Annotated in this window: 17 protein-coding genes; 8 read left to right on the top strand and 9 right to left on the bottom strand. The window is 72.0% G+C overall.

What is annotated here, in order from left to right:
- Positions 1 to 113: 113 nt before the first annotated feature.
- Positions 114 to 1796 (top strand): serine/threonine-protein kinase, encoded by a 1683-nt coding sequence (locus tag AB0F61_RS09690; protein WP_357806238.1) that lies wholly within the window; start codon positions 114 to 116, stop codon positions 1794 to 1796.
- Positions 1797 to 1823: 27 nt separating this feature from the next.
- Here AB0F61_RS09690 and AB0F61_RS09685 read toward each other — a convergent pair whose 3' ends face one another.
- The 9 genes from AB0F61_RS09685 to AB0F61_RS09645 all read right to left on the bottom strand — a co-directional run bounded on the left by AB0F61_RS09685 (position 1824) and on the right by AB0F61_RS09645 (position 11246).
- Complete coding sequence (locus tag AB0F61_RS09685) at positions 1824 to 2879, bottom strand: glycosyltransferase family 4 protein (RefSeq protein WP_357806545.1); 1056 nt, start codon at positions 2877 to 2879, stop codon at positions 1824 to 1826.
- Between the two features lie 158 nt (positions 2880 to 3037).
- The gene (locus tag AB0F61_RS09680) at positions 3038 to 3709 is read right to left on the bottom strand and encodes a BON domain-containing protein (protein ID WP_357806235.1); all 672 of its coding nucleotides are present in this window, start codon (positions 3707 to 3709) and stop codon (positions 3038 to 3040) included.
- A gap of 188 nt (positions 3710 to 3897) precedes the next feature.
- Positions 3898 to 5580 (bottom strand): trypsin-like peptidase domain-containing protein, encoded by a 1683-nt coding sequence (locus tag AB0F61_RS09675; protein ID WP_357806231.1) that lies wholly within the window; start codon positions 5578 to 5580, stop codon positions 3898 to 3900.
- Positions 5581 to 5642: 62 nt separating this feature from the next.
- Complete coding sequence (locus AB0F61_RS09670; RefSeq protein WP_357806229.1) at positions 5643 to 7190, bottom strand: HAMP domain-containing sensor histidine kinase; 1548 nt, start codon at positions 7188 to 7190, stop codon at positions 5643 to 5645.
- The gene (locus AB0F61_RS09665; RefSeq protein ID WP_355033347.1) at positions 7187 to 7888 is read right to left on the bottom strand and encodes a response regulator transcription factor; all 702 of its coding nucleotides are present in this window, start codon (positions 7886 to 7888) and stop codon (positions 7187 to 7189) included. Before AB0F61_RS09665 ends, AB0F61_RS09670 begins: the two co-directional genes overlap by 4 nt.
- Positions 7889 to 7973: 85 nt before the next feature.
- Positions 7974 to 8585: a PadR family transcriptional regulator gene (locus AB0F61_RS09660; RefSeq protein WP_357806225.1), complete on the bottom strand. Its 612-nt coding sequence runs from the start codon at positions 8583 to 8585 to the stop codon at positions 7974 to 7976.
- Positions 8582 to 9406 (bottom strand): DUF4097 family beta strand repeat-containing protein, encoded by an 825-nt coding sequence (locus AB0F61_RS09655; protein ID WP_357806223.1) that lies wholly within the window; start codon positions 9404 to 9406, stop codon positions 8582 to 8584. Before AB0F61_RS09655 ends, AB0F61_RS09660 begins: the two co-directional genes overlap by 4 nt.
- Before the next feature lie 122 nt (positions 9407 to 9528).
- Complete coding sequence (locus AB0F61_RS09650) at positions 9529 to 10476, bottom strand: lysophospholipid acyltransferase family protein (RefSeq protein ID WP_357806221.1); 948 nt, start codon at positions 10474 to 10476, stop codon at positions 9529 to 9531.
- Positions 10473 to 11246, bottom strand: a complete 774-nt coding sequence (locus AB0F61_RS09645) for a GNAT family N-acyltransferase (protein ID WP_357806217.1) — start codon at positions 11244 to 11246, stop codon at positions 10473 to 10475. The genes AB0F61_RS09650 and AB0F61_RS09645 overlap by 4 nt, the downstream gene beginning before the upstream one ends.
- Positions 11247 to 11396: 150 nt before the next feature.
- On the opposite strand from AB0F61_RS09645, the gene AB0F61_RS09640 reads away from it, so the two are divergent.
- The 7 genes from AB0F61_RS09640 (at position 11397) to AB0F61_RS09610 (ending at position 21739) form a co-directional block, all read left to right on the top strand.
- On the top strand, positions 11397 to 12044 hold the full coding sequence (locus AB0F61_RS09640) for a hypothetical protein (RefSeq protein WP_357806214.1): 648 nt from the start codon (positions 11397 to 11399) through the stop codon (positions 12042 to 12044).
- A gap of 143 nt (positions 12045 to 12187) precedes the next feature.
- Positions 12188 to 13123: an ABC transporter ATP-binding protein gene (locus AB0F61_RS09635; RefSeq protein ID WP_357806211.1), complete on the top strand. Its 936-nt coding sequence runs from the start codon at positions 12188 to 12190 to the stop codon at positions 13121 to 13123.
- Entirely contained in the window at positions 13120 to 13932 is an 813-nt protein-coding gene (locus tag AB0F61_RS09630) for an ABC transporter permease (protein ID WP_357806209.1), read from the top strand. The genes AB0F61_RS09635 and AB0F61_RS09630 overlap by 4 nt, the downstream gene beginning before the upstream one ends.
- Positions 13933 to 14196: 264 nt before the next feature.
- On the top strand, positions 14197 to 17979 hold the full coding sequence (locus tag AB0F61_RS09625) for a multifunctional oxoglutarate decarboxylase/oxoglutarate dehydrogenase thiamine pyrophosphate-binding subunit/dihydrolipoyllysine-residue succinyltransferase subunit (RefSeq protein ID WP_357806207.1): 3783 nt from the start codon (positions 14197 to 14199) through the stop codon (positions 17977 to 17979).
- Positions 17980 to 18104: 125 nt separating this feature from the next.
- The gene (locus AB0F61_RS09620; protein WP_007464679.1) at positions 18105 to 18290 is read left to right on the top strand and encodes a DUF6104 family protein; all 186 of its coding nucleotides are present in this window, start codon (positions 18105 to 18107) and stop codon (positions 18288 to 18290) included.
- Positions 18291 to 18557: 267 nt separating this feature from the next.
- On the top strand, positions 18558 to 20627 hold the full coding sequence (pta, locus tag AB0F61_RS09615; RefSeq protein ID WP_357806204.1) for a phosphate acetyltransferase: 2070 nt from the start codon (positions 18558 to 18560) through the stop codon (positions 20625 to 20627).
- Positions 20624 to 21739: an acetate kinase gene (locus AB0F61_RS09610; RefSeq protein WP_357806201.1), complete on the top strand. Its 1116-nt coding sequence runs from the start codon at positions 20624 to 20626 to the stop codon at positions 21737 to 21739. The genes pta and AB0F61_RS09610 overlap by 4 nt, the downstream gene beginning before the upstream one ends.
- Positions 21740 to 21741: the final 2 nt, after the last annotated feature.

Genomic DNA, 21741 nt, shown 5'->3' with positions numbered 1-21741 from the left:
GCGGTCGGCGCACGCCAGACGCCGCCCGGCGACCGGAGCCGGTGACGGCGTTGACAGGCCGAAGGCATTCGCGCAACCTGATACCGCTCCCACCCCTGAGGCAGGTGCGATTGGTGAAGGCAGCACTGCATCCGGGCCGATTGCTGGCCCGCAGATACCGACTTCTCGACCAGATCGGCGCTGGCGGCATGTCCGTGATCTGGCGTGCCCACGACGAGGTGCTGGACCGGGTGGTCGCCCTCAAGGTGCTCGCCCCGTCGCTGGCCGCCGACGCGCGATTCCGGGGCATGGTCCGGGAGGAGGCTCGGGCTGCCGCCCAGTTGGTGCACCCCCACGTGACCTCGGTGCACGACTACGGCGAGACTGTCGCACCGGACGGCTCGATCACCTCGTTCGTGGTGATGGAGCTGCTCAGCGGCGAGGAATTGGAGCTGCGCCTCACCGAGGGGCCGTTGCCGTGGGCCGAGGCGGTCCAGGTGGGCGCCCAGGTCGCGGACGCGCTGGCCGCCGCACACCGGCTCGGCATCGTGCACCGGGACATCACTCCGGCCAACGTGATGATGACCGGTTCGGGGGTCAAGGTCCTCGACTTCGGCATCGCCACCCGGATCGGCGCGCCCGACGAGGACGAGGACGGCGGGACCTTCGGAACTCCGGCGTACGTCGCCCCGGAACGGCTCGACGGTGCACCGGCCCAGCCATCCACCGACGTGTACTCGCTCGGCGTGCTGCTGCACGAGGCACTCACCGGCCGGGTCCCGTATCCGGCGGAGACCTGGGAGGAGCTCAGCGCCGCGCTGGCGAGCGGTCCGGCGCCGACGCTTGCCGAGCTGCCGGAGCTGCCCCCGGCGGTGGCCCGGATCTGCCTGCGCAGCCTCGCCCGGAACCCGGCGGACCGGCCGACCGCCCGACAGGTCGCCAACACGCTTCGTGACCAGTCGGTGTCGGCCGACCCGCCACCCACGACCGTCCAGGTGCCCGCCCGGCCCCTGCCGCCGCAGCCCGTAGCCGTTCCGGCCGACTCCGGGACGGCAGCCCTCGGGACGGCAGCCCTCGGGACGGCAGCCCTCGGGACGGCAGCCTTCGGAACGACGCCCGACGGGACGGCCGCCTTCGGAACGACGCCCGACGGGACGGCCGCCTTCGGAACGACGCCCGACGGGACGGCCGCCTTCGGAACGACGCCCGGCGAGACGGCCGCCTTCGGAACGACGCCCGGCGAGACGGCCGCCTTCGGCACAACGCCCGGCGAGACGGCCGGCGGAGAGACGGCCGACGGCGGGACTGCGGCAGGGTCGCGGTGGTCGCGACGGCGACTGGCGCTGCTGCTGGTACCCGTGGTCCTGGCGGTCGCGGTGGCGCTGATCGGCGTGTCGCTGCTGCCCGATCGGCAGCCCACCCGGCGGGCGCAGCCCTCGGCCGGCCCGGTGACGACTCCGACGACCGCCACGCCGGCCGCCACCCCGCCGGAGCCGACGACGGCACCGCCAGCCGGGCCGAGGACCGCATCGCCCACCTCGGATCCGGGCACCCTCGTGGAGGCCGCCAACCGGGTCGACGAGCTGATCGCGGCAGGGCTGAACGCCGGCGAGATCCGCAGCGACGTCGGCCTCGACCTGCGCAACGAGCTACGCAACCTGACCGCCGCGGTCAGCTCCGGCCGCGACGAGCTGGCACCACCGGTGGCCCGGCTGCGCGAGAAGGTCGCGGTCCGCCTCGGCGAGGGCGGCATCAGTCCGGAGTACGCCGAGCAACTCGACGCCGCCATCGCCGAGCTGGGCATGGCCCGGGTCTGACCGACGGCGACGCCTCGGCGGGCCGGGTCAGCGGACCGAGACCCGGGCCGATTCCCGTACGTCGTGACCGCCGGTGGCGAAACGCCGGTAGATCTCCGCATAGCCGTACGCCATCCGCTCGACCGAGAAGTTCCGCGCGACGTGCGCCACGCAGTCCTCCGGGTCGAGCTGCTCCGCGGCGCGCAGGGCAGCGGGCAGCTCCGCCGCGTGCGCACAGGCCAGCCCGGTCACCCCGGGCCGGACCAGCTCCGGCACCGCACCCCGGTTGAGCGCGACCACAGGTGTCCCGGTCGCCATCGCCTCCAACATGACCATGCCGAACGGCTCGTCCCACTGGATCGGCATGATCAGGCAACGGGCGTCGACGAGCATCCGCAGCGTCGCCGCACGGTCGGCGTTGAGCACGACCGTCACGTCCTCGTCGATCAGCGGGGCGACGACCTGCTCGTAGTAGCGGCGCTCGGCCGGCTCGTTGCACTTCCCGGCGAGCAGCAGGGGCAACCCGGCCTCCCGGCAGGCCTGGATGGCGACGTCGGGGCCCTTGTCCGGGCTGAACCGGGCCAGCCACAGCACCGGCCCTTTACCGGGCGCGGTCTTGCGCGGGAAGCCGCGGATGTCCAGCGCGTTGTGCACAGTGCCGGCCCAGGGCAGGGTCGGGTTCAGCCGGCGCTGGGCGTGCGAGATCGCCACCAGGGCGACACCCGAGTCGATCTCGCTGAGCACGTCGCCGTACTCCCCCACGGGGTTGCCGTGCACTGTCGCGACCGTCGGTACGGCCCGGCGGCCGGCGAACAGCGGGCCGATCGTGGTGTGGTCGTGGATCACGTCGAAGTCGGCGGCCGTGATCAGCCGGTTCACCCGGGCCAGGTGGGCCAGCTCGGGCAGTGACTCGCCGAGCCGTTCGTACTGGACCTCGGACACGGTCGAGACGAAGCCGTCGGCGTCGGTGCCGTGGTCGCTGCCGGCGCCGAACAGGGTCACCGCGTGTCCGTGGCTGCTCAACGCGTCCACCAGGGCGGCGACGACCTGCTCAAGGCCGCCGTAGCCGGGTGGCGGCACGGACAACCAGGGCGGAACCACCATCGCGATGCGCAGCGACCGCTCCGGAGGGCGGCCCGCGGGCGGATGGTTCACGGCCACGAGTCCTCCCCCGTTGATCCCCGGTACGGCGTGACCGCCGACCGGCGTGGTCGGCGGCGGATTCCCGGTGGCGTCCCGGGTAAACCGGACAAGGCGGACGCTCACCCGCCGACCAGGAGTTGGTCGTGCACCACGCGCACTCCCGGCGCGCACCAGGCGACCCGCTCGACCTGGTCGCGTTCCCACCAGGAGCGGACCACCCCGGCGAGGACCAGGGTGTCGCCGTCCACCTCGACGGTCACCCGATCGGCACCGATCGTGCGGGCCAGCGCCCGTTGGACGTCCTGGCGCAGTCGCTCGGCGACCGGCGGGGTCTGCGGCCGCACCTCGATCAGGTTGGTGAGCCCCCGTACGCCGTCGAGCCGGCGCACCTCCCCCTCGGCGGCCCGCCGCTGCCAACCGAACTCGACCTCACCGCGCAGCATCAGCCAGCCGTTGGACACCGTCACGTCGAGCCGTTCGGCGGGCACGAAGCTGTCCCACTCCAGGGCACGGGAGGCGGCGACGGCGATCTCGGCGTCGGTACGCCCCGGAGTGCCGGGCAGCCGCACCTCGATCTCGTCGGCCACCGCCCGTACGCCGCGAACCCGCTGGGCACACCGGGTCGCGGCCCAACCGCGGGCGGCACCGTCCACGTACCCGGTCAGGGTGACCACGCCCTGGTCGACGGTCACGCCGATCTCGTTCGGTTGCAGTTGGGCGTCCCAGGCCAACTCCGCCAGGACGTCGCGTTGGATCCGCTGGTCGTCGCGGACGTCCACCACCCCGGTCATGGCACCCACCCCCGGTTTCGGTCGCCGAGACTCGCTCACCGAAACCTGCCGGGTAACCGGGTGACGGCGGTTCACCCCGATCGGGTGAACCGCCGTCCGGGGCGGAAAAGCGCGGCGGGTGACGGAGCCGACCCCCTCGGCCCCGCCACCCGCCGCCGGAGGGAGGAAGCAGGTTGTTCAGATATCTGTCAGGACGTCTCGGCGAGCGTCACGGTCACCGACTTCTCGGCGCCGTTCCGCTTGAACTGCACCTCGACCCGGTCGCCAACCTTGCCGGCCTGCACCGCGCCGACCAGGTCGTCCGAGTCGTTGACCGGCTTGTCGCCGAACCGGGTGACGACGTCGCCGCGCTGGAGGCCGGCCTTCTCGGCCGGGCTGCCCGGTGCGACCGACGCCACGAGCGCGCCACCGCCCTCGGCCTGGTTGACGCCCACCCCGAGCGACGGGTGGCTGACCTTCTCGCCGCGCTGGAGCTTGCCGGCGACGTCCTTGGCCTTGTTGCTGGGGATGGCGAACCCGACCCCGATGTTGCCGGTGCTCTGCCCCGAGGTGGCGATGGCGGTGTTGACGCCGATCACCTCACCCCGGGTGTTGACGAGCGCGCCGCCGGAGTTGCCCGGGTTGATCGGCGCGTCGGTCTGGAGCAGACCGGAGATCGAGCTGACGGGCTCGCTCTGCTGGGTCGGGTCCTGCTGCTGGCCCTCGCCGGCCCGGATGGTGCGGTCCCGGGCGCTGAGGATGCCCGAGGTCACCGAACCCTGCAGGCCGAGCGGGCTGCCCAGGGCGAGCACCTGGTCGCCGACCTGCATGGCGTCGCTGTCGCCGAACGTGGCCGCCTTGAGGTCGGTGACCCCGTCGGCCTTGACCACGGCCAGGTCGGTCTTCGGGTCGGTGCCGATGATCTTCGCGGGTGCCTTGGTGCCGTCGGCGAAGACCACCTGGACGGTGTCTCCGCTGGCGGAGGCGACCACGTGGTTGTTGGTCAGCACGTAGCCGTCGGCGGTGAGCACCACCCCGGAACCCTCGCCGCTGCCGGTGGTGATCGAGACGACGCTGTCCTGCACGGACGCGGCGATCTTCGGCAGGTCGGCGCTGTTGAGCACCGGTGCCGCGGTGTAGGTGCGGGTTACGCCGCCGCTGTCGCCGTCGAGAGCGAGGGCGAGCGCCCCACCGGCCACGCCGGAGCCGAGCATCAGCGCGAACACGGCGACGCCGGCACCGGCGAACTTGGCGATCCGGCTCGGCCGGGGGCCGCTGCCGGGCGGCGCGACCTGCGGACCCCACGGCGGGACCGGCTGACCCGGGTGCTGCCCGGGGTGCTGGGCGTGCTGCCCGGGGTGCTGGGCGTGCTGCTGGTGCTGGGCGTGCTGCTGGTGCTGGGCGTGCTGCTGGTGCTGCGGGTACGCCACGCCCGGCTGCCCCCCGCCGGCCCAGCCGGACTGCTGGCCCGCGTACCAGGGGGCGCCGGGGTACTGGCCGGCGTTCGGCTGCGGGTAGCCGGACTGGCCGGGCGCGGGGTAAGCCGACTGGCCGGGTGCCGGGTAGCCGGAGACCGGGTACGGCGGCGCGGAGGGGGTGGCGGCCGGCGGCTCGTACCCGGTCGGCTGCGCGGTGGCCGGCGGCGTGCTGGCCGGCTGCTCGCCGTAGGCGGCGGGTGCGGCCTCGGTGACGGCGGCGGCCTGCGTCGTGTCACCGGTGGTGTGCGTGTCGCCGGTGGCCTGCGCGTCACCGGTGGTCGACACGACCTGGATGGGAGTGGTCGGGGAGTCGGACTGCGCGCGCTCGTCGCGCGGCAGCTCGGCGGTGGGGTGCGACGGCTCGGCGTCGGTGGGGGCCGGCCGGCGCTGCGGGTCGGACTCGTACTCGGTCATGGCACTACCTTCTCCCTCGGCACTGCAATCAACCTGGAACCGTCCTGGAAGTTGGCTGAAAGTCACTCGCCAACCTCGTCGACCTGGGGCAGCAGCGGCAGCCGGACCCGGAAGGTGGCCCCGCCGCCGGGTGTCTCGGCCACCTCGACGGAGCCGTGGTGGGCCGCGACCAGCGCCGCCACGATCGCCAGACCGAGGCCGGTGCCGGTGTTGCCGTCGGCCCGCCGCGTCCGTGCCGCGTCGGCCCGGTAGAACCGCTCGAAGACCCGTTCCGCCTGCTCCGGCGAGAGGCCCGGACCGCTGTCGGCCACCTCGATGACGGCGCGGCCTCCCGGTTCGGCCCGCAACCGCACCCGGATCTCGGCGTCCGGCGGGGTGTGGGTGAGCGCGTTGGTGACCAGGTTGCCGATCACCTGACGCAACCGGGCGTCGTCGGCGGAGACGACGAGCGGACCCGATCCGGGCTCGATCTCCAACTCGATCCGGCGGTCCGGGGCGATCACCCGGGCGGCCTGCACGGCGTCGGAGGCGAGCACCGGCAGCTCCACCGGCGTCAGTGCGAGTGGCCGTTCCCGGTCCAGCCGGGCGAGCAGCAGCAGGTCCTCCACCAGCAACCCCATCCGGGCCGCCTCGTCCTCGATGCGGCGCAGCAGGCCGGCGGTCTGCTCGGGCTCCCGGGCCGCGCCCTGCCGGTACAGCTCGGCGAAGCCACGGATGGTGGTCAGCGGTGTCCGTAGTTCGTGCGAGGCGTCCGCGACGAACCGCCGCATCCGCTCCTCGGAGCGGATGGCCCGCGCCTCGGACGCCTGAGCGGCGTAGGCGGCGTCCCGGGCGGAGCTCTCCGCCGACCGCGCCGACATCTCCGAGGCGGCTCGGGCGGTGAACGCCGCCTCGATCTGGGTGAGCATCGCGTTCAGCGCGCGGGAGAGGCGGCCCAGTTCGGAGGTCGGCTCGGCCTGCCCCTCCTCCGGGTCGGGCACGCGTCGGCTCAGGTCGCCGCCGGCGATGGCGGCGGCCGTTCGTTCGATCTCCACAAGCGGTTTGAGGCTGGTCCGGACGATCGCCGCACCCACCGAGGCCAGCATGATCAGCACGGCACCACCGACCAGCAGGTCGATCCAGACCAGCCGCCTCACCGCCAGGTCGACGTCGGTGAGGTGCTGACCGATGGCCAGGGGCTGACCGTTGGGCAGCTGGGTGTAGAGCATCCGCCAGCGCACCTTGCTGTCCCGCGCCCGGACGGTGAAGGGTTTGCCCTCCAGCTTCTCGAAGCCGGCGGCGTCCGACGGGATCGGTGGCAGGTCGTCCAGCACGAAGCGCTTGTTGTCGTAGAACACTTCCCGGCCGGTTATCGGGTCGATGACCGCCAGCAGGTAGTCGGTCGGAAATCCCACACTGCCCTGCTGGGCGGTGACGACCTTGTCGATGCTGCGGGCCGAGCCACTCAACTCGGTGTCGACCTGGGCGACCAGGTAGCTGCGCAGGAAGACAGTGGTCAGCGAACTGATCACCAGCAGGGCCGCGGCGACGAGCAGCAGCACCGCGGTCACCAGCTTGACCCGCAGCGGTACGCCCCGCAGCCGCCCCTTCGCCTGCTGGACCGTGTTCACGCCGCCGGCTTGCGCAGCACGTACCCGACGCCACGCAGCGTGTGGATCAACCGGGGTTGGGTGGTGTCGACCTTGCGTCGCAGGTAGGAGATGTAGGACTCGACGATGTTGTCGTCACCACGGAAGTCGTAGTTCCAGACGTGGTCGAGGATCTGTGCCTTGGACAGCACCCGGTTGGCGTTGAGCATCAGGTAGCGCAGCAGCTTGAACTCGGTGGGCGAGAGCTGCACGCGCTGGCCGGCCCGGTGCACCTCGTGGGTCTCCTCGTCCAACTCCAGGTCGGCGAAGGTGAGCCGGGAGGGCGCCTGCCCGCCGGTCGTGGTGCGGCGCAGCACGGCCCGGATCCGGGCGGTCAGCTCCTCCAGGCTGAACGGCTTGGTGACGTAGTCGTCACCACCCAGGGTCAGCCCGCGGATCTTGTCGTCGGTGGCGTCCCGAGCGGTCAGGAAGACCACCGGGGTACGCGTGCCGCCCTCGCGCAGCATCCGGATGACCTCGAAGCCGTCCAGGTCCGGCAGCATGACGTCGAGCACCACCAGGTCGGGCCGGTGGTCCTTGGCAGCGTTGAGCGCCGCGCTCCCGCTGGTGGCGGTGGCCACGTCGAAACCCGCGAAGCGCAGGCTCGCGGAGAGCAGTTCGAGGATGTTGGGGTCGTCCTCGACGACGAGAAGTCGCGCCTCGGTCTGGGTAGCGGGCATGCGCCCATCATCGGTGACATCACTGCGCCGCCGCTGGACGCTTCCTGGAAAAAACCTGTGAGTCACAGCCGTGCGGCGACGCCGGTCAGCGCAGCAGGCGGCGCAGCCCGTCCAGGGCGCCGTCGAGCAGCCGGATCGCGGTGCGCAACTGGGTGTCGCTGAACTGCCGGGCGCGCGTCAACCGGCCCACCTCGGCGCTGAACGCGTGCAGCCGCTTGTCGAGCTCGTCGAGCAGCTCCGCCTGCGGCCCGGCGGTCGACGCCGGTCGGGGCGGCGGCGCGGGCGCGTCCCACCGGGTGCGCCGGGTCTGCCGGGTGGCCTCGCTCAGCTCCCGCTTGAGGTCGCGAACCGAGCCGCGTACCTCGCTGCGGATCTCACCGGCCAGGGTGGAGAGGTCCGCCACCGAGGCCGCGATGTCCGCCTCGAGCGCTTCCAATTCGCCGGCCCGCTGGCGCAGCTCCGCGCGGCCGGCGTCGGTGATGTCGTACGTCTTGCGGCCGCCGGCAGCGGTGTGGCTGACCAGACCCTCGACTTCGAGCCGTTGCAGGCGGGGGTAGATGGTGCCGGCGCTGGGCGCGTAGAGCCCGAGGAAGCGGTCCTCCAACAGGCGGATCAGCTCGTAGCCGTGCTTCGGACCGTCGTCGAGCAGCTTGAGCAGGTAGAGCCGGAGCCGCCCGTGACTGAACACGGCGGTCACGGCAGCTCCTCCCCATCGTGGTCGACAGCTCGGGCGAGCAGGGCGATGCTCCCCGAGGTCGCGGAAGCCCAGAGCTTACCGTTGCCGGCGCCGATCACCCCCGCACAGTTGGACTGCGGGAACGTCGAGGCACGCACCTGCGGGAAGCCGCTGGTGATCCGGCCGGCGGCGGTCTGGAGCTGGACGGCGAGGTCGCTGTCCTCGCGGACCCGGACGGTGATGCTGCCCGAGATCGTGGTCAGTTGGATCTCGCTGTGCCGAGGATTGTCCAGGTCACAGGTGATGGCACCGGAGACGGTGCGCGCCCGCACCCGTTCGGCGGCGCTGTCGGCGATGATCACCTCGCCGGAGACCGTCTCCAGGGAGAGGTCACCGCGGACGCCGAGCGCCTCGACCGGGCCGGAGGTGATGTGCGCGGTGGTGTTGCCCCGCAGCCCCATCAGGGTGATCTGGCCGGAGGTGACGTGAGCCCTGGTCTGCCGGCGCAGGCCGGAGGCGACGAGCGAGCCCGCGACCAGGCCCAGGTCGGCGAGGACGTCGGCGGGCACGGCCACGGAGACGTCCACCCGCGGATAGCGGTGGAACATCCGGAACCACCGCAGGACGTCCGACCAGCTCCGGCCGCGTTCCTGCCGGATGCTGAGCCGGCCGTCGGCATGGTCGATCAGGACCGGCCGGCGACCGACCTGGGTGACGTCGATCCGGGTCGGGCCGTCGGCGGCGACCACGTTGAGCCGCCCACTGACCAGGCGGACGTCCAGCCGGGTGACCGGCCCGTCCACGGTGAGCCGTTGCGGGCTCTCGACAGTCCATCCGGCCATGGCGTCCCCTCTCGACGGCGCGCAGACACGCGCCCGACAGGGAGCACAGTAACGCGATACATCGCGACACCACAAGACAGGTCGTGAGGTGCCGTCTCCTACCGGCGGCCGGGTGCGCCGCCTCAGGCCGCCAGATCCAGCCCACCTCCGACGGCCGGCGTCGGCACGGGAACCGCCGGCAACCCCGGGGGCACCGTGGGCAGCGGGTGCAGCCGGGTCTCCGGCCCCGCCCCCGCCGCGGGCACCAGGTGTACGGCCGACTCGGCGGCCCGAGCCAGCAACCGCCGGTCGGCGGCACGGTCCGGATGCAACGCCGCGGCGATCGTCACCGACACCACGAGCTCCCGCGCCGTCACCACCCGGAGCACCGATCGCAGCAACGTGTCCGCACCGAGGAAGGCGGCGACAGTGGTGGTCGTACCGGTGGCGGCGCAGCGGTAGGCGAGCCGCAGCGGCACCACCGGGCTGCCCGCGTCGATGGCCGCCTGGAACGTCGCGGGCCGGAAACCACCGCCGGGGCGACAGTCGGCGGCACCGGCGCGGGCACACCAGGTCGTCCCCTCCGGAAAGACCGCCACCGACCGGCCGGCGCGCAGCGTGTCGGCGATCCGGCCGACCATGGCCGGCAGCGCGCGCGGCCGGGCACGGTCCACGAAGACGGTCCCCGCCGCCGCGGCCAGCAGGCCGAACACCGGCCAGGACCTGATCTCCCGCTTCGCGACCATCCGGGTGGGCGCGACGGCCAGCACCGCGAGGATGTCCAGCCACGAGACATGGTTGGCGACCAGCAGCGCCCGCCTCCGGGGCAGCCGACCCCGGATCACCAGCCGGACGCCGAAGGCCCGCGCGGTGCACCGGGCCCAACCCCGCACCGCCGCCCGCCGTTCCCGAACCGGCAGCACGGGCAGCAGCGCCACCAGGGCGACCCCGGCCAGCAGCATGCCGGTCACGGCGACCAACCGCAGCACCCGACGGGCCACCGACACGGTGGGCACCTCGCCGGCCGGCGGCAGGCAGCCGTCGTCGCAACCCGACGACGGCCGCCACAGGTCGTGCGGCACGGCGCTCACCGCTGCGCCTCGCCCAGGAAGTGCCGCAGGTAACGCGGGTTCATCCGGTCCAGGCAGAAGAGCACGTAGAAGTCCGCGCAGCCGAAGTCGCTGTCGTACGACGGCTCACCGCAGATCCACGCGCCCAGCCGAAGGTAGCCACGCAGCAGCGGTGGTACCGCGACGCGGCCGGTCGGATCGGCGGCGACCCCCGCTCCGGCGGCCGGCTCGGCGAACCAGGGCCGCAGCGGGCGGACCCGCAGCGGCGGCGGGGACAGGTGCCGGGCCTGGGCCTGCGTCCACACCTCCGCGACCGTCCGCCCACCGTCGGCCACCGGCACGGACGCGCAGCCGCCGAGCCAACGGGAGCCCCGCAGGTGCAGGTACCGGACGATGCCCGCCCACATCAGATTGATCACCGCGCCGGAGCGGTGGTCCGGGTGCACGCAGGACCGGCCCGCCTCGACCAGATCGTCGCGGAGCGGATCGAGCGCGCCGAGGTCGAACTCGTCCTCGGCGTACCGCCGGTCGGTGCGGCCCGGCGGCAGCAGCCGGTACGTGCCGACCACCTCGCCGGTGCTGTCCTCGCGGACGATCAGGTGGTCGCAGTGGGCGTCGAAGGGATCCACGTCCAGCCCGGCCGCACCGGGGAGGAGGGTGGCGCCGAGCTCGGTGGCGAACACCTCGTGACGCAGGCGTTGCGCGGCCGCGACCTGGATGGGGTCGTCGGCGATCAGCAGGGTGTATCCGCTGGTCTTCAGGGGTGCGCCAGCGGCATGCAGAACGGCCATGGGATCTGTGTAAGTGCTCGGGTTGCCATTCACTCGGACCACTGGTGTCGGCAGGATGAACGCCGGCCGGCAGATGCGTCCCACCGGTGCTCGTGCGAGGCTGCGCGACGAACCGGCGACGACGCCGGCAAGCCCCACCGGAGGTCGACGATGCGGATCGAGTCCCGCTACAACGGGCCACCCGGCTCTGGCAACGGCGGCTGGAGCGCGGGAGTGTTCGCCGCCGAGGCGGGCGGCCCGAGCGTGGTCGAGGTGACGCTGCGCCGACCGCCACCACTGGACACCGAGCTGAGCCTCACCGACGGCGAGGTCCGTGACCCGGCCGGCGAACTGGTGGCCGAGGTGCGCCCGACCAGCGTGGTCGACGTCGTCGTACCCCCGGTCGACCTGGACACCGCGGTGGCCGCGGCGGCCCGCTACCCCGGCCTGGTCGAGCATCCGTTCCCCGGTTGCTACGTCTGCGGGCCGCAGCGGACGGACGGCCTGCGAATCTTCCCCGGCCGGTTGCCGGACGGGCGGACCGCCGCGCCGTTCCGGGTGCCCGAGCGGGTCGGCGCGGCCACGATCTGGGCGGCGTTGGACTGCCCCGGCGGTTGGACGGTGCTCGCGCCGGGCCGCCCGTACCTGTTGGGTCGGATCGCCGCCGTGGTCTCCGCGCTGCCCGAGCCGGGCGACGACTGCGTGGTGACCGGGGCGTTGGTCGGCGTCGATGGGCGCAAGGCGCTCGTGCACACCAGCCTGTACGCACCGGACGGCGCGCTGCTGGGCGCGGCCCGGGCAACCTGGATCGCCAGCTGAACCCCGGTCCGTCGTCCGCAGGGCGGAGGCGTCTCCGCCCTGCGGCGGAGGCGAACATACGGACCGCGCCTGATTGACCTTGTTGCCCCGGGCCGTCACGCTGTGCCACGGCGTACCTCGACGCCGCACACGGGAGGAGAACGATGACTGACGGGCAGCGAAGCCCCACCAGCGACGGTCAGATCGTGGTGTCCGGTCTGACAAAGCAGTACAAGAACGTACGGGCGGTGAACGACCTGTCCTTCACGGTGGCGCCGGGGCGGGTCACCGGCTTCCTCGGCCCGAACGGCGCTGGCAAGACCACCACGCTGCGCATGCTGCTGAACCTGGTCACGCCGACCGCCGGGACGGCCACCATCAGCGGTCACCGGTACACCGACCTCACCGACCCGCTGCGGCACGTCGGCGCGGTGCTGGAAGCCTCCAGCGCGCACAAGGGTCGCACCGGCATCAACCACCTGCGGGTCATCTGCGCGGCGGCCGGGCTGCCCCGGCAGCGGGCCGACGAGGCACTCGCCCTGGTCGGGTTGACCCCGGCGGCGAAGCGCAAGTTCAAGGGCTACTCCCTGGGCATGAAGCAGCGGCTGGGCATCGCCGCCGCGATGCTCGGCGACCCCCGGGTGCTGATCCTGGACGAGCCCGCCAACGGGCTCGACCCGGAGGGCATCCGGTGGATGCGTGGCTTCCTCAAGAACCTCGCCCACGAAGGCCGCACCGTGCTGGTCTCCAGCCACCTGCTGTCGGAGATGCAGCTGCTCGCCGACGACGTGGTGATCATCGCGGCCGGGCAACTGGTCCGGCAGGGTCCGGTCGACCAGGTCCTCGGCTCGATGGCGCAGAGCGCCCGGGTCCGGGTCCGCACTCCGCAGGCCGAGGCGCTGACCGCGGCGCTGAAGGCGCAGTCGGCGACCGTCGACACCGACGAGCACGGGGTGCTGCTGGTCGCCGGGGTGGACGCCCCGACGATCGGCCGGGCCGCCCTGGCCGCCGGCGTCGAGCTGCACGAACTGACCACCGAACGACCCGACCTGGAACGGGTCTTCCTGGAGCTGACGGCCGGAAAGGCGGGCATCCGATGAACCTGGTCCGAGCCGAACTGCTCAAGATCCGCACCACCAGCACCTGGTGGTGGCTGGCCCTCGGCGCGTTCCTGTCGATCGCCCTGGCCTTCGCGTTCAACGCCTGGTACGCCGTCACCGTCCTCGGCGGCGACGGCGGCGAGTTCGGCGCCAGCCCGGAGCAGTCGACACCGGCAGCGCAGGCGGCGAACATCTACACCTCGGGCCAGTACCTCGGGCTGATGTTCGTGATGCTCATCGGCATCCTGATGGTCACCAACGAGTTCTTCCACCAGACCGCGACCACGACGTTCCTGACGACGCCGCGGCGGACCTCGGTCATCGTCGGCAAGCTCATCGCCGCCAGCCTGCTCGGTTTCATGTTCTGGCTGGTGACCACGCTCATCGACCTGGCGGCCGGCACGATCTTCCTGTCCCTCAACGACTACGGCAGCCAGCTTGGCGAGTGGCCGGTGCAGCGGGCGCTGCTGTTCAACCTGCTCGCGTACGCCATCTGGACGATCCTCGGCGTCGGCATCGGCACGTTGATCACCAACCAGCTGGGCGCGGTGATCACGGCAGCGGTGCTCTACCTGGTCGGTACGCAGGTGGTGGGTCTGCTGTTCCTGCTCCTGTCGAACGTGCTCGACAGCGAGGCGGTGCTCAAGTGGCAGGTGGTCTGGCCCGCGGTGGCGTCCCAGGTCATGATCACCGAAGGCCGGTCGGAGATGGTGCCGGCCTGGTGGGTCGGCGCCCTGGTGCTCATCGGCTACGCGCTGGTCAGCGGGGTCGTCGGAGTCCTGATCACTCGGCGGCGCGACATCGCCTGACGGCGTCTGCGACCCCGGGGCGGCGACGACAGACCAGCCGCTCCGGGGTCGGTGCCACCGGCCGGGTGTTACCAGTTCGACACGGTGCGCGCAGGCAGTGCCGAACTTCTGGCACCTTCTGTGAAACCGGCCACGGGACCGAGGCTGAAATGCCTGCGGGATCGGTACGGCGTAGCCTGGGAGCCGTCCAGTCCGTGCTCCTAATCGGGCACGAGGGACACACCGCGTGCCACACAACCCGCGTGAAAGAGGCGATTACCGGCCGTGTCGACCCAGCAGACTTCGCAGGAGAACCCACTGGCGGGTTTCGGCCCGAATGAGTGGATCGTCGAGGAGATGTACCAGCGGTACCTCGCCGACCCAACGAGTGTCGATTCGGCCTGGCACGACTTCTTCGCCGACTACCGACCGGCGCCCGGAGCGGCCACACCGCGCACGGCTGAGGCGGCGGAGAAGCCGCCCGCCGCGCCGGAGCCGGACGGGCAGCCGGAGGCCGCCGCAGCGGTCAGCCAGCCGAGCGCCACCGCGCAGCCGGCCGCCACCAGCAAGCCGGCCGCCGCCAGCAAGCCGGCCGCCGCCAGCAAGCCGGCCGCCGCGCCGTCGGCACCGGCCAAGGCCGCTCCGGCGAAGGCCACCGCGGAGAAGGCCGCACCGGCCAAGCCGGCCGCCAAGGCCGCCGCCCCCACCGCCGACGGCCCGCAGACCACCCCGTTGCGTGGCGTCGCCGCGAAGATCGTCCAGAACATGGACGCCTCGCTGAGCGTGCCCACCGCGACGAGCGTGCGCGCGGTCCCGGCCAAGCTGCTCGTCGACAACCGCATCGTGATCAACAACCACCTCGCCCGAGGGCGCGGTGGCAAGGTCAGCTTCACCCACCTGGTCGGCTACGCGCTGGTCCGGGCGCTTGTCCAGCACCCCGAGATGAACAACTCCTTCGCCGAGGCCAACGGCAAGCCGGCGATGGTCCGCCCGGCGCACGTCAACCTCGGCATCGCCATCGACCTGGCCAAGCCGGACGGCAGCCGCAACCTGGTGGTCCCCTCCATCAAGGGCTGCGAGCAGATGGACTTCCGGCAGTTCTGGCAGGCGTACGAGGACGTGGTCCGGCGGGCGCGGCGCAACGAGCTGACCATGGACGACTACTCCGGCACCACGATCTCGCTCACCAACCCGGGCGGCATCGGCACCGTGCACTCGATGCCGCGCCTGATGCAGGGGCAGAGCGCGATCATCGGCGTGGGCGCGATGGAGTACCCGGCCCCCTACCAGGGGATGTCCGAGGCCACCCTGGCCGAGCTGGCCGTCAGCAAGATCATCACGCTGACCAGCACGTACGACCACCGGATCATCCAGGGCGCGCAGTCCGGCGAGTTCCTCAAGGTGATGCACGAGCTGATCCTCGGCGAGCACGCCTTCTACGACGAGATCTTCACCTCGCTGCGCATCCCGTACGAGCCGGTGCGCTGGATGCGCGACGTCGCGGTCAACTCCGAGGGCCAGATCAACAAGACCGCCCGGGTGCACGAGCTGATCCACGCGTACCGGGTGCGCGGTCACCTGATGGCCGACACCGACCCGCTGGAATTCAAGATCCGCAAGCACCCCGACCTGGACGTCCTCCAGCACGGGCTCACCCTGTGGGACCTGGACCGCGAGTTCCCGGTCAACGGCTTCGCCGGCCGGCAGCGGATGAAGCTGCGCTCGATCCTCGGCGTGCTGCGCGACTCGTACTGCCGCCGCGTCGGCATCGAGTACATGCACATCCAGGACCCGGAGGAGCGGCGCTGGATCCAGGAACGGATCGAGCGCAAGTACGAGAAGCCGTCCGCCGACGAGCAGAAGCACGTGCTCAACCGGCTCAACGCCGCCGAGGCGTTCGAGACCTTCCTGCAGACCAAGTACGTGGGCCAGAAGCGCTTCTCGTTGGAGGGCGGCGAGTCGCTGATCCCGCTGCTCGGCGAGGTGCTGGAATCCTCCGCCGAGGGCGGGCTGGACGAGGTCGTCATCGGCATGGCGCACCGGGGTCGGCTCAACGTGCTCGCCAACATCGTCGGCAAGCCGTACGAGAAGATCTTCTCGGAGTTCGAGGGTCACCTGGACCCGCGCTCGACGCAGGGCTCCGGCGACGTGAAGTACCACCTGGGCCAGAACGGCAAGTTCACCACCCCGGACGGCGCGCACTCGGTCAAGGTGTCGGTGGTCGCCAACCCGTCGCACCTGGAGGCCGTCGACCCGGTGCTGGAAGGCATCGTCCGGGCCAAGCAGGACCGGATCGACCTCAAGCTTGAGGGCTACACCGTGCTGCCGCTGGCGGTGCACGGTGACGCCGCGTTCGCCGGGCAGGGCGTGGTCGCCGAGACGCTCAACCTGTCGCAGTTGCGCGGCTACCGCACCGGCGGCACCGTGCACGTGGTGGTCAACAACCAGGTCGGCTTCACCACCGCCCCGGAATACAGCCGGTCCAGCCTCTACAGCACCGACGTGGCCCGGATGATCCAGGCGCCGATCTTCCACGTGAACGGCGACGACCCGGAGGCTGTGGTCCGGGTGGCGCGGCTGGCCTTCGAATACCGGCAGACGTTCAACAAGGACGTCGTGATCGACATGGTCTGCTACCGCCGGCGCGGGCACAACGAGGGCGACGACCCGTCGATGTCCAACCCCCAGATGTACAAGATCATTGACTCGAAGCGCTCGGTGCGCAAGCTCTACACCGAGGAGCTGATCGGTCGCGGCGACATCACCGTGGAGGACGCGGAAGAGCTGCTGCGCGACTACCAGGCGCAACTGGAGAAGGTCTTCAAGGCCACCCGGGACGCCGCCTCGGCACCCCGGCAGCTCAACCGGCCGCGCCGGGAGGAGGAGCCGGAGCCGCAGGTCGACACCGCCACCGACGCGTCAGTGGTGAAGGCGATCGGCGAGGCGCACATCAACCTCCCGGAGGGCTTCACCCCGCACAAGCGGATCCAGCAACTGCTGGACCGGCGGGCCAAGATGTCCGTCGAGGGCAACATCGACTGGGGCTTCGGCGAGATCATCGCGCTCGGGGCGCTGCTGCACGACGGGGTGACCGTCCGGCTGGCCGGGCAGGATTCGCGTCGCGGCACGTTCGTCCAGCGGCACGCCTCGGTGGTCGACTCCCGCACCGGCGACGACTACCTGCCGCTGAAGTCGCTCACCGGCGACGGCGAGCGCTCCCGGTTCTTCGTGCACGACTCGCTGCTCAGCGAGTACGCGGCGATGGGCTTCGAGTACGGCTACTCGGTGGAGAACATCAACGCGCTGGTCGCCTGGGAGGCCCAGTTCGGTGACTTCGTCAACGGCGCCCAGTCGGTGATCGACGAGTTCATCTCGTCCGGCGAGGTGAAGTGGGGCCAGCGCTCCGCCGTCACCCTGCTGCTGCCGCACGGCCACGAGGGCCAGGGCCCGGACCACACGTCCGGCCGGCCCGAGCGGTTCCTGCAGATGTGCGCCGAGGACAACATGCGGGTGTCCATCCCGACCACCCCGGCGAACTACTTCCACCTGCTGCGCCGCCAGGCCCTGTCGCCCAAGCGCAAGCCGCTCGTGGTGTTCACGCCGAAGTCGCTGCTGCGGCACAAGCTCTGCGTCTCCTCGGTGGAGGACTTCACCACCGGCACCTTCCAGCCGGTGCTGCGCGACACGGCAGCCCCGGCTCCGGAGGCGGTGAAGCGGGTGCTGCTCTGCTCCGGCAAGGTCTACTACGACCTGTTCCAGGCCCGGCAGGAGCGCGGCGTCACCGACACCGCGATCCTCCGGATCGAGCAGTTGTACCCGCTGCCGGTGGAGGAGATCCGGGCCGCCCTCGCGCAGTTCCCGAACGCGGAGGACTTCGCCTGGGTGCAGGAGGAGCCGGCCAACCAGGGTGCCTGGTCGTTCGTCGCGCTCAACCTGCTGGAGCACCTCACGGACGTCCGGCTGCGGCGGATCTCCCGCCCGGCCGCGGCCGCCCCGGCGGTCGGCTCGGCCAAGACCCACGAGGTCGAGCAGAACGCGCTGATCGAGGCAGCTCTCCCCCGCCCGTGACCTGACCGCGCCACGCGAGCCGGGGCAGGGCCGTTCACCACGGTCCTGCCCCGGCTCGCGTCGGTCCACGACCCCACCGACCCACCCGCCCGGCCCGCGCCGGGCCGAGCAGGAGGACGTACCCGATGTACTTCACCGACCGTGGCATCGAGGAACTTGTCGAGCGCCGGGGCGACGAGCAGGTGACCCTGGAGTGGCTGGGTGAACGCCTACGCGACTTCGTCGACCTCAACCCCGACTTCGAAACCCCCATCGAACGCCTCGCCACCTACCTGGCCCGCCTGGACGACCCCGACGACGAAGACGCCTGACCCCCCACCCGGCACCTCGTGACCACTCGGCCAGGACGGTCCTGACGCTGCCGGCGACGGGTCGACACCCAGGTATCGCCTCCTTTGCTCTGCACCCACGGAGGCGACGCCGACCGTCCGATATCCGGGCACCGGGTGGTGCGCGGAGGGCAGCAGAGCAAAGGAGGACCTGAACACCTCGTCGACCGGCCGACGACACGCACAATCCGGGGGTCCCCTTCTCCGCCCACCAGACTTGTCACACGCACGACCTTCTAGGGTTGGCGTGTGGCTCGCAGTGTGTACCTGACAAGCGTCGGTTCGGGCGGGGGCAAGTCGACTGTCGCTCTCGGGTTGGCGGAGTTGCTGTCCCGCCAGGTGGGGCGGATCGGCGTGTTCCGCCCGCTGGTCGCCGACACCGGGCCGGACCCGATCCTCGCCCTGCTCAGCGAGCGTTACCGGGTCGAGCTTCCGCTCGCCGAGCTGGCCGGGGCGACCTACGCCCAGGCTGCGGCGCTCGTCGCCGACGGCAGGCGTGAGCAACTGATCTCCACAGTCGTCGAGCGGTACCGGGCGGTGGAGCGGCAGTGCCCGGCCGTGGTCGTGGTGGGCAGCGACTTCGACGAGCCGGGCGACCCGGCGCACCCCCGCGAGCTGGCCTTCAACGCCCGGCTGGCCACCGAGTTCGGCAGTGTGGTGGTGCCGGTGGTGGACGGCTACGAGCAGGAGCCGGCGGCCGTCGCGGCGGCGGTGCGTGGGGCGTACCACGATCTGGCCGACCTGGGCGCGACAGTGCTCGCGGTGATCGCCAACCGGGTGTCCGAGCCGATGACGTTGCCCGACCTGCCGGTCCCCGCGTACGCCATCCCGGAGGTGCCGAGCGTGTCGGCGCCGACGGTGGCCGAGGTGGCGGCGGCGCTCGGCGCCACCCTGCTGGCCGGGGACGACGCCGCGCTCAGCCGGGACGTGCTGGACTTCGTGGTCGGCGCGGCGCACGTGCCGACCCTGCTGGACCACCTCACCGAAGGCGCCCTGGTGATCACCCCCGGGGACCGGGCCGACCTGCTCGTGGCCGCGAGCGCCGCGCACGTGGCCGGTCAGGTGTCGGTGGCCGGGCTGGTGCTCACGCTCGGCGAACAGCCGGACCCCCGGGTCATGCGGTTGGTGCAGGGGCTGAACACCGGGCTGGCGGTGCTGTCGGTGCCCAGCGACAGCTACGACACGGTGGCCGCGTCCAGTCGGATCGAGGGTCGGCCCAGCACGGCCAACCCGCGCAAGGTGGAGGCGGCGCTCGGCGCGTTCGAGCGCTGCGTGGACACTGACGACCTGGCTCGCCGGCTGCGGGTCAGCCGGTCGACCCGGGTCACCCCGCTGATGTTCGAGAACGAGCTGATCGACCGGGCCCGCTCGAAGCCCCGGCACCTCGTGCTGCCGGAGGGCACGGACGAGCGGATCCTGCGCGCGGCGGAGATCCTGCTGCGCCGCGGGGTGGCCGAGCTGACGCTGCTGGGCCGCCCGGACGACATCGCCCGGCGAACCCGCGAACTGGGCATCGACCTCGGCGACGCGAACGTGGTCGACCCGGTCACCAGTGGGTGGCGGGACGACTTCGCCACCGAGTACGCGCGGCTGCGCGCCCACCGGGGCATCACCGCCGAACTGGCGCACGACATCGTGGCCCAACCCAACTACTTCGGCACCCTCATGGTGTCGACCGGACGGGCCGACGGCATGGTCTCCGGCGCCACGCACACCACCGCCGCGACCATCCGACCGGCGTTCGAGATCATCCGTACCGTGCCGGAGGTCTCGGTGGCCTCCAGCGTCTTCTTCATGCTGCTCGCCGACCGGGTGCTGGTCTACGGCGACTGCGCGGTCAACCGCGACCCGGACGCCGCGCAGCTCGCCGACATCGCGATCTCGTCGGCTGACACCGCCGCCCGGTTCGGCATCGAACCCCGGGTGGCCATGCTGTCGTACTCCACCGGCAGCTCCGGCGCGGGCGAGGACGTGGAGAAGGTCGCCGCGGCCACCGCCCTGGTCCGGGAGCGCCGGCCCGACCTGCTGGTGGAGGGGCCGATCCAGTACGACGCGGCGATCGACCCCGCGGTGGCGGCGACGAAGTTGCCGGGCAGCCCGGTCGCCGGCCAGGCCACGGTCTTCATCTTCCCGGACCTGAACACGGGCAACAACACGTACAAGGCGGTGCAGCGCTCCGCCGGGGCGGTCGCCGTCGGCCCGGTCATGCAGGGTCTGCGCCGGCCGGTCAACGACCTGTCCCGCGGCGCGACAGTGCCGGACATCGTCAACACGGTGGCGATCACCGCCATCCAGGCGGCCACCGAGGAGGCCTCATGAGTCGGGTGCTGGTGCTCAACTGCGGGTCGTCGTCGGTGAAGTGGCGTCACTACGACGGGGACCGGGTGCTCGACCACGGCACCGTCGAGCGGGTCGGTGAGCCCGGTGGTGGTCCGGCGGACCACACCAGCGCGGTCCGGCAGATCCTGGACGGGCTCGACCTGAGCGGGCTGACCGCGGTCGGGCACCGGGTGGTGCACGGTGGCCGGACGTTCAGCGCACCGGTGCTCGTCGACGACGCGGTCCTGGCCGCGATCAAGGACCTGGTGCCGCTCGCCCCGCTGCACAACCCGGCCAACCTGGCCGGCATCGAGGTGGCCCGCGCGGCGCTGCCCGACGTCCCCCAGGTCGCCGTCTTCGACACCGCGTTCCACCACACCCTGCCGGAGGCCGCCGCGACGTACGCGATCGACAGGGACGTCGCCGAGCGGTACGACATCCGCCGGTACGGCTTCCACGGCACCTCGCACGCGTACGTGTCCCGTCGCACCGCCGAACTGCTCGGCCGCCCGTACGAGCAGCTCAACACGATCACCCTGCACCTGGGCAACGGTGCCAGCGCCTGCGCGGTGGCGAACGGTCGCAGCGTCGCCACCTCGATGGGCATGTCCCCGTTGCAGGGGCTGGTGATGGGCACCCGCAGCGGCGACCTCGACCCCACGGTGATCTTCCACCTGCGCCGGGAGGGCGGCCTGTCGGTCGACGAGATCGACGACCTGCTCAACCACCGCAGCGGCCTGCTCGGGCTGACCGGCGCCAACGACATGCGCGAGGTGCTCAGCCGTCGGGCGGCCGGGGACCGGGCGGCGGAGCTGGCCTTCGACGTGTACTGCCGGCGGATCACCGAGTACGTCGGGGCGTACTACGCGCTGCTCGGCCGCGTCGACGCGATCGCCTTCACCGCCGGGGTGGGCGAGCACGCCGCGCCCGTCCGGGCAGCCGCGCTGGCCGGCCTGGACCGGCTCGGCATCGCCGTCGACGAGGCCCGCAACGACGGCACGGGCGACCGGGTGATCTCACCCGACGGTGCCGAGGTGAGCGTCTGTGTCATCCGTACCGACGAGGAACGGGAGATCGCCCGGCAGACCCGGGACGTGGTCGCCCGCCACTGACG

Source organism: Micromonospora sp. NPDC023888 (genome assembly GCF_040639415.1).
In the GTDB taxonomy this organism is placed as follows: Bacteria; Actinomycetota; Actinomycetes; order Mycobacteriales; family Micromonosporaceae; genus Micromonospora.
The sequence above is the reverse complement of the archived record's forward strand: the minus strand, read 5'-3'. Positions and strand labels throughout refer to the sequence as shown.

Excerpts from the sequence above, each read along its gene's own strand:
- AB0F61_RS09630 (WP_357806209.1), top strand. The coding sequence starts at position 13,120 with ATGAACCTGGTCCGAGCCGAACTGCTCAAGATCCGCACCACCAGCACC.
- AB0F61_RS09645 (WP_357806217.1), bottom strand. The coding sequence starts at position 11,246 with ATGGCCGTTCTGCATGCCGCTGGCGCACCCCTGAAGACCAGCGGATAC.
- AB0F61_RS09665 (WP_355033347.1), bottom strand. The coding sequence starts at position 7,888 with ATGCCCGCTACCCAGACCGAGGCGCGACTTCTCGTCGTCGAGGACGAC.
- AB0F61_RS09685 (WP_357806545.1), bottom strand. The coding sequence starts at position 2,879 with ATGGTGGTTCCGCCCTGGTTGTCCGTGCCGCCACCCGGCTACGGCGGC.
- AB0F61_RS09655 (WP_357806223.1), bottom strand. The coding sequence starts at position 9,406 with ATGGCCGGATGGACTGTCGAGAGCCCGCAACGGCTCACCGTGGACGGG.
- AB0F61_RS09680 (WP_357806235.1), bottom strand. The coding sequence starts at position 3,709 with ATGACCGGGGTGGTGGACGTCCGCGACGACCAGCGGATCCAACGCGAC.
- AB0F61_RS09620 (WP_007464679.1), top strand. The coding sequence starts at position 18,105 with ATGTACTTCACCGACCGTGGCATCGAGGAACTTGTCGAGCGCCGGGGC.
- AB0F61_RS09675 (WP_357806231.1), bottom strand. The coding sequence starts at position 5,580 with ATGACCGAGTACGAGTCCGACCCGCAGCGCCGGCCGGCCCCCACCGAC.
- AB0F61_RS09610 (WP_357806201.1), top strand. The coding sequence starts at position 20,624 with ATGAGTCGGGTGCTGGTGCTCAACTGCGGGTCGTCGTCGGTGAAGTGG.
- AB0F61_RS09640 (WP_357806214.1), top strand. The coding sequence starts at position 11,397 with ATGCGGATCGAGTCCCGCTACAACGGGCCACCCGGCTCTGGCAACGGC.
- AB0F61_RS09635 (WP_357806211.1), top strand. The coding sequence starts at position 12,188 with ATGACTGACGGGCAGCGAAGCCCCACCAGCGACGGTCAGATCGTGGTG.